Annotated in this window: 6 protein-coding genes; all 6 read left to right on the top strand. The window is 68.8% G+C overall.

What is annotated here, in order from left to right; genetic code table 11:
• Positions 1 to 306 precede the first annotated feature (306 nt).
• The 6 genes from GA0115259_RS08560 to GA0115259_RS08535 all read left to right on the top strand — a co-directional run bounded on the left by GA0115259_RS08560 (position 307) and on the right by GA0115259_RS08535 (position 7203).
• The gene (locus GA0115259_RS08560; protein ID WP_093593220.1) at positions 307 to 1476 is read left to right on the top strand and encodes a helix-turn-helix domain-containing protein; all 1170 of its coding nucleotides are present in this window, start codon (positions 307 to 309) and stop codon (positions 1474 to 1476) included.
• Positions 1477 to 2061: 585 nt separating this feature from the next.
• A complete protein-coding gene (locus GA0115259_RS40100) occupies positions 2062 to 2208 on the top strand; it encodes a hypothetical protein (RefSeq protein WP_176732480.1) in 147 nt (48 codons plus the stop codon).
• A gap of 6 nt (positions 2209 to 2214) precedes the next feature.
• Positions 2215 to 3390 (top strand): methyltransferase domain-containing protein, encoded by a 1176-nt coding sequence (locus tag GA0115259_RS08550; RefSeq protein ID WP_093593214.1) that lies wholly within the window; start codon positions 2215 to 2217, stop codon positions 3388 to 3390.
• A 95-nt stretch (positions 3391 to 3485) separates the two neighbouring features.
• A complete protein-coding gene (locus GA0115259_RS08545; RefSeq protein ID WP_176732479.1) occupies positions 3486 to 4127 on the top strand; it encodes a response regulator transcription factor in 642 nt (213 codons plus the stop codon).
• Positions 4128 to 4593: 466 nt separating this feature from the next.
• Positions 4594 to 6444 carry an MFS transporter gene (locus GA0115259_RS08540; RefSeq protein WP_093593211.1) on the top strand — a complete coding sequence of 617 codons (1851 nt, stop codon included), beginning with the start codon at positions 4594 to 4596 and terminating at the stop codon, positions 6442 to 6444.
• A 108-nt stretch (positions 6445 to 6552) separates the two neighbouring features.
• Positions 6553 to 7203 (top strand): class I SAM-dependent methyltransferase, encoded by a 651-nt coding sequence (locus GA0115259_RS08535; RefSeq protein WP_093593208.1) that lies wholly within the window; start codon positions 6553 to 6555, stop codon positions 7201 to 7203.
• Positions 7204 to 7459 lie beyond the last annotated feature (256 nt).

The raw sequence follows: 7459 nt of genomic DNA, 5'->3' as shown, positions 1-7459 counted from the left end.
CGCCCGGACAGGAGTGCGGCCGAGCGTGAAAATCCGTGCCTGCGACCTCGAAAACCGACAGCCCCCGACTGCACCCCCTCGTATAGCAGCCCCCTGTCTGTACGGGTTTCAGAGTCGCCGAAGCGGTACCTACCTTCGGATCAATGGTGGACCTCCCGGCCGACGTGGGGGCCCTGGCGATCAAAACCCTTGTGCCGACTGGGCAGTTGTGCCCCTTCGATTCTGTGGCCCCGCGCCTGTCCCTCGCGGGATGGGTGCGGGGCCGTTGGCGTGTCCGGCGCGGGGGCTCAGGCGTACGCTCGACCCATGAGTACTGCGGGGCAGAGGGTCAAAGATGTCCGCAAGCGTCGCGGACTGTCTCAACGTGAATTGGCGGATGCGTCGGGGGTATCGCTCTCGCTCATCCGGAAGCTAGAGCAGGGAGAACGGGAGACAGCGCGGCTTGAGACGCTGCGCAAGCTCGCCCACTCGCTGAGGGTGCCAACCATGCAACTTGCCGGGGGGCCGAACCCGGAGGACGCCAGCGAGGAGACCGTAGACCGCTGGACAGCTGTCCGTGAGGCTCTGGAGCGTCCCCCGCTCGCTGCGGGACTGGACGACGAACCGCCAACCGTCAGCGGCGTACGGGCAGCGCTGCGCGAAACAGAGCCCCTGTTCTCGGGTGATCAGTTCGCCGCCCTGTCCGTGATGCTGCCGCCTCTGCTGAGGGACGCCGAAGCACTCGGCCCCGAAGGGCGACCCGTCCGCGTGCGGCTCTTGCAGCTCGCCGGATGGCTCATGACCCAGACCCGCCAGTTCAAGGCCGCTGAGACAGCCCTAGAGCGTGCCCTAGACGACTCTGCCGACCGGCTGGAGGGTGCAGCCACCGTCAACACGCTGTGCTGGCTGTTGCTCCGCCAGGGCGAGCTAGGCAAGGCTTACGACCTATCCGTGAAATGGGCGGACGACGTAGAGCCCCGAGTCTCCCGAGCGACCCCCGCTGAGCTGAGTACGTGGGGCTGGATGCTGCTGCGGGTGTCCGCTGCCGCCGTCCGTAACTCGCAGCCCGGAGACGCTGAGGATGCCCTCAAGTTCGCCACAGCGGCAGCCGTTGCCCTGGGGCGCGAGTACGCCCCGGAGAACGATTTCCTTCGCACCTTCGGGCCGACCACGGTCAAGCTCAAGGCCGCCGAGAACGCCGGGGTCATCGACCGCCCCGACATGGTTTTGAGGCTTGCTGAGCGCATCCCGTTCTCAGGGCTCAAGCCCACGTCCAACAACCGCAACCGTCACCTCCTGGACGTGTCGGATGCGCTGGTGAAGACGGGCAACTACGCCGACGCGTTTGGGAAGTTGGAGCAGATCAACGCTGATAGCCCCGAGTGGTTGCCGAACCAGCGCTACGCCCGAGACATCCTCGGACGGGTGATCAGTGGGCGGCGGACGTTGACGGCGGAGATGCGGACCATGGCCGACGTGGTGGGGCTGCCCCTATAGCCGTGTGGTACTTCCCGCTGGCGGGTCATCAAAGTGACACAGACAAGCGGTAGTTGGCGCTCCAAAGTGGTTTCACCGGACCACACGAGGGGCGCCGACGATGGCCAACAGATCAGAAGCAGACCGACAGTGCAGGCGGGGCCTTGCCGACGCGGCGTCAGGCAACTGGACTCCCGCCACAGGGGCTTACGCCGTAGACACGACGAGCGGCCACTCGACGCAACGTCGGACCTCAAGGCCGCTGATCTGGCGATGATGACGCACACCGGCCGGACGAGTCACCCGACGTTCGCCCGGACCTTCGAGGACGTGGCCCTTGTGCGCCGCCTGGAGCTGAACGCTGGCCGGACGGCCATCCCGCCCCTTCCGTCCGCCGAGCCTCAGCAAGAACGCGCGGCCCCCTGAGACTCCCGACCCCCGGTGAGGCCCGCTACTCGCCCCTGCTACCGATGGCAGGCGCGCGAGTGGCAGTGGTCCCGTTCCGGCCGGGGTCGGGGCAAGCCCCCGTCCGGTCGCACGCCCCGTGAAGCGGAGACGGCCGGGCGGGTTGCACAGACCAGCACCCCAACTACAGAGGAGCACCCCATGGGTGGACAGCACGGCGGCGGTTCCGGAAGCGGTCAGGGCGGGAGCCAGCAGGACGACAGCAACAGCGGCGCCAAGCACGGTGGCGGCGGCTCCGACGAGGGCGGCAACACGTCTGACGGTTCTGGCCCCGCAACGGGTAAGTAGGTACTCGTGATCGAACGCACAGAGGAGGCGGGCCTTTCGGGGCTCGCCTCTGCGCTCGTAGAGGCGGGCGCGCTGACTCCTGAGTGGCTGCCGACCTTTGAGGCAGTACCCCGTGAGCTGTTCGTACCTGACCGCATCTGGCCGGGCATCGCGGACGGCACTGAGCAGACGGCGTTGGTGGACCGGGCCCAGGACCCCGACGCGTGGTTCAAGGCGGTGTACTCCGATATCCCGCTGACCACGCAGTGGGACGACGGACGGCACAGTGGTGACGGACTGGGAGCCACGCCGACAAGCTCCAGTTCCATGCCGCGCATGGTCTTCTCGATGCTCGCTGACCTGGACGTGCAGGAAGGGCACCGCGTTCTTGAAATCGGCACGGGTACAGGCTGGAACGCTGGTCTTCTGTCGCAACGGCTGGGTGGCGGGAACGTGGTCAGCGTGGAGTATGACGAGACCGTGGCCAAGGAAGCCGGGGAGAACCTTCGGGCCGCTCGTCTGGCCCCGCTGGTCATCGTCGGTGACGGCCGGTTGGGATACGTAGGCGGCGCGCCATACGACCGGGTCATTGCTACGTGTTCGGTCGGGAAGGTGCCCCGGATCTGGATCGAGCAGACCCGGCCGGGCGGAATCATCGTCAGCCCGTGGGGGACGGACTACGGCGGCGAGTACATCGCGCGTCTGACCGTTGCCGACGACGGTATGGCGAACGGCCCCTTCACCCGCTCCAGTGCCTTCATGCGCCTGCGACAGCAGCGAACGGAACGCCCGCCCTTCGACGCCTATCTCAAGGGTCAGCAGTGGCCCGCAGACGGTACAAGGAGCACGACCACGCTTTGCCCCGCTGATATCGGCGGGTGGCTCGAACAGTTTGTGATCGGGCTACAGGTACCCGGGGCGTTCTGGCGTGCCGAGCGGTACGACGACGGCTCTTACACGCTGTGGACGTACAGCACCGACACCCGCTCGTGGGCGTCGGTGGATTACGAGCCGAAGGCGAGTGAGTACGTGGTGGTCCAGTCCGGCCCTCGCAAGCTGTGGGACGAGACGGAAGCCGCCTACCAGTGGTGGGAGGGGCGGGGGCGCCCCGGCTTCGACCGCTTCGGGCTGACCGTGGACGGCGACGGCGAACGGGCGTGGCTCGACTCTCCGGACTGTCCGGTACCACTTCGCAGCGCGTAGCTGCTCCAGCATCGGCCCCAGTTGGCGTTCTCTGAGCGCTGACCGGGGCCCCTTTCTGCTGCCCTGAGCTTGGGCCCTGGCCGTAGCCTTTGCCCATGGATGAGATGCCCCGCGACCACCGACCGGTACCCTGCGTAAGAGTTCTCCTCGCCGAGGATCAGGGGATGTTGCGCGGGGCCCTGGCGCTGCTGCTCGGTATGGAGCCGGACATCGAGGTGGTCGCCCAGGTGGCCACCGGGGACGCCATCGTGGAGACAGCGCTCGTCTCGCGTCCCGATGTGGCCCTGCTGGACATCGAACTGCCCGGTATCAGCGGGCTGGACGCCGCCGCGCTGCTGCGGGACGAGGTGCCCGACTGCCGGGTGCTGATTCTGACCACCTTCGGACGGCCCGGCTATCTGCGCCGTGCCATGGAGGCGGGAGCGGCGGGCTTTCTGGTCAAGGACGGGCCGGTGGAGGAGCTCGCCGCGGCGATCCGCCGGGTGCTGACCGGTGAGACCGTCATCGATCCGGCACTCGCGGCGGCGGCCCTGAGCACGGGCCCGAATCCGCTCACGGCGCGGGAGCGTGAGGTGCTGAACGCGTCCGTGGACGGCGCGACCGTCTCCGACATCGCGGCCAGGCTCCGGCTGTCCGAGTCGACCGTACGGAACTATCTCTCGTCGGCCATCGGCAAGACCGGCACGCGCAACCGTACGGAGGCGGTACGCGCCGCCCGCCGCCAGGGCTGGCTCTGATCCACCGCCGGCCAACGCCGCCAGTGTGGTGCTCGTCAGTCCCAGGCCCAACCCGGCGTCCACCGGCGCCCCGATGACCCCGATATTCCAGACACCGACCAGCGGCATCAGCCGAGGATGCTGCGCGCGGGTGGCGAGGATCACCGCCCAGATTCGGACACGGGTGCGAACACTGGTACGATCTGGGTCCATTGACCCGCTTTGACCCTTTAACCCGGATATGTCCGCATTGTCAGCGGCTTCGGAATCTGCGGCGGCTCGGATCATGCGCGCCATGGTCGCAGCTTGACAGCCCGTCAGAAAGAAGCCCGTCGGCGTCGGACTGTGTTCGTACCGCGTTCGCCGGAATAACGCGGCGATGGGGAAGGTTTCACACTGCATGCACTTGGCGGACCGTGCCGTCCGCCCTGCCCCGCCGCCACGCACCCGCCCCGACCTTCTCCTTTCCTGCCCGGAGGACGCACGTATGCCACAGCCGACAACCGATCACCAACACCCGGAGGCTTCCCGGAACCGGCCGCAGCCCCGGACCCGGCCGCGGACCGGGACCCGTGAGGGCGGCGCCATCGTTCCCGTGCTCGCCTTCGCGGGCATCACCGTGGCGGTGATGCAGACCCTGCTCGTTCCCGTGATCAAGGATCTGCCCGCACTTCTGCACACCTCACCCGCCGACGCCACCTGGGTCATGACGGCGACTCTGCTGGCCGGCGCCATCGCCACCCCGATCATGGGCCGGCTCGGAGATCTCTTCGGCAAGCGCCGGATGCTGCTCGCCAGCCTCGCCGTCATGGTGATCGGCTCGCTGATCTGCGGATTCACCGACGATCTCGTCATCATGATCGTCGGCAGGGCGCTCCAGGGCTTCGCCATGGGCGCGATACCGCTCGGTATCGGCATCATGCGCGACGAGCTGCCGCGCGAGCGCCTCGGCTCCGCGATGGCGCTGATGAGCTCCTCCATCGGCGTGGGCGGCGGACTCGCTCTGCCCGGCGCGGCCCTGGTCGCGCAGAACGCCGACTGGCACGCGCTGTTCTTCTGCGCGGCCGGGCTCGGCGCACTGTCGATCCTGCTCACGCTCCGCTTCGTCCCCGAGTCGTCGGTACGGGCCAGCGGCCGGTTCGACTGGCTCGGCGCGATCGGGCTCTCCGCCGGTCTTGTCGCCCTGCTGCTGCCGATCACCAAGGGCGGCGACTGGGGCTGGGGCTCGACCACCACGATCGGGCTGTTCGTGCTGGCGGTCGTGATCCTGCTGCTCTGGGGCGTCATGGAGCTGAGGAGTGCCGCGCCGCTGGTCGATCTCCGTACCACCGCGCGCCGTGAGGTGCTGCTCACCAATCTCGCCTCGATCATGATCGGTGTCGCCTTCTATGCGATCTCGCTCGTGCTGCCCCAGCTCCTCCAGTTGCCGAAGTCCACCGGATACGGCCTCGGCCAGTCGATGGTGGTGGCCGGGCTGTGTGTGGCACCGCTCGGACTGGCGATGATGTTCACGGCGCCGCTCTACGCCCGGATCTCCGCGCGGCGCGGCCCCAAGGTCTCGCTGATGCTGGGCATGCTGATCATCGGTATCGGATACGGCGCGGGCCTCGGCCTGATGAGCGCTGCCTGGCAGACCATCGTGATCTCGGTGGTCGTGGGCGCGGGCATCGGTCTCGCGTACTCCTCGCTCCCGGCGCTGATCATCGCAGCCGTGGATCCCTCGGAGACCGGCGCGGCCAACGGTCTGAACACTCTGATGCGCTCCATCGGCACGTCGGTGTCGAGCGCGGTGATCGGTATGGTGCTGGCCCACACCTCGGCCGTCTCGGGCGGAGTGACATTGCCCACGCTGCACGGCTTCCGTATCTCGTTCCTGATCGCCACGGGTGCGGTGGCCGCCGGTCTGGCTCTGGCGGCGTTCCTGCCGTCGCAGCGGTCGGCGCCGAAGTCCCTGGCGTCGCTGGAGTCCACGACGCCGGAGTCCACAACACCGGACTCCACACCGGACGAGGACGGACGAGGACGGCAGCACACACTGGTCGCCGGTTCCGGCGGTTTCCGAGGACGTGTGCTGGACCCGGACGGTACGCCGGTGGCATGGGCGAATGTCACACTCATCGACGGCGGAGGCCGGCAGGCGGGACTCACCACCACGGACGAGAACGGCGGATACGCGCTGCTGCCGCAGACCGGCGGGCACTACGTACTGGCGGCGACGGCGACGGGATACGCGCCGCACGCGCGCCCTGCGGTGTACGGCGGCGACGGTCTGCCGGTCGATGTCGATCTGGTGCTGGCACAGAGCGCGCCGGAGCGCGCCACCGCGGTTTCTTCCTGAGCGACGGCGCCCCCGGCTCTTGTGCGGCCGGGGGTGTACGGGAGCATGGGCGCCGACGCCGCCAGGCGGCCGACGGAAACCAGCACGTCAGACCGAGGAGAGCCGCCCATGTCCGCCGGGACCGAGCCCGCACCCGACGTCCTCGCCGCCTTCGAGGCCGCCAAAGGGTTCATGCCCGTACACGAAGGGCTCGCCCTGTACGCGGCGGCGGCCGAGGCCGGCGTGCTCGGGCTGCCGCTCCTGGAGATCGGTACGTACTGCGGACGCTCCACCCTGCTGCTGGCCGCCGCCGCGAGAGAGGCGGGGACGGTCGCCGTCACCGTCGACCACCACCGCGGCAGCGAGGAGCAGCAGGCCGGCTGGGAGTACCACGACCCGGCCGTCGTCGATCCGGACCTCGGCGTCATGGACACGCTCCCCACCTTCCGGCGCACCCTCCACCGGGCCGGTCTGGAGAACCAGGTGATCGCCGTCGTCGGCCGTTCACCGCAGGTCGCGAAGGTCTGGGGCGCGCCGCTCGGACTCGTCTTCATCGACGGCGGCCACACCGAGGAGCATGCCAACGGCGACTACGAGGGCTGGGCGCCGCATCTCACCGAGGGCGGACTGCTCGTGATCCACGATGTCTTCCCGGACCCGGCGGACGGCGGCCGACCGCCCTACCACATATATCTGCGAGCACTCGCCTCCGGCGCCTTCACCGAACTCCCTGGCACCGGCTCGCTGCGCGTCCTGCGCCGTACCGGACCAGGACTCTGACCGTTCGCAGGCCCTGTCTGCCACATGCCGTCTGGCCGGCGGGCGGACGACGCTATGTGGCAGACAGGGGGCCTAGCATCGCTACGTGCCGTACGACAACGAAAGCCCGCAGTCCGGTGAGAGCCGGCCGACCGTCCGACGCCGTTCCGGCCGGAGCAGTCTCGCTGTCGTGGGCGCCGCGCTGGTGTCGGCCGCGCTGGCGGGCTGGCTCGCCTGGCAGGGCATGAGCGGACCGGACGATGGAATTCCGCCCGCC

This window comes from Streptomyces sp. MnatMP-M17 (assembly GCF_900091995.1).
In the GTDB taxonomy this organism is placed as follows: Bacteria; Actinomycetota; Actinomycetes; order Streptomycetales; family Streptomycetaceae; genus Streptomyces.
Note: the sequence above shows the minus strand (reverse complement) of the source record. Positions and strands in the feature narration are given on the sequence as shown.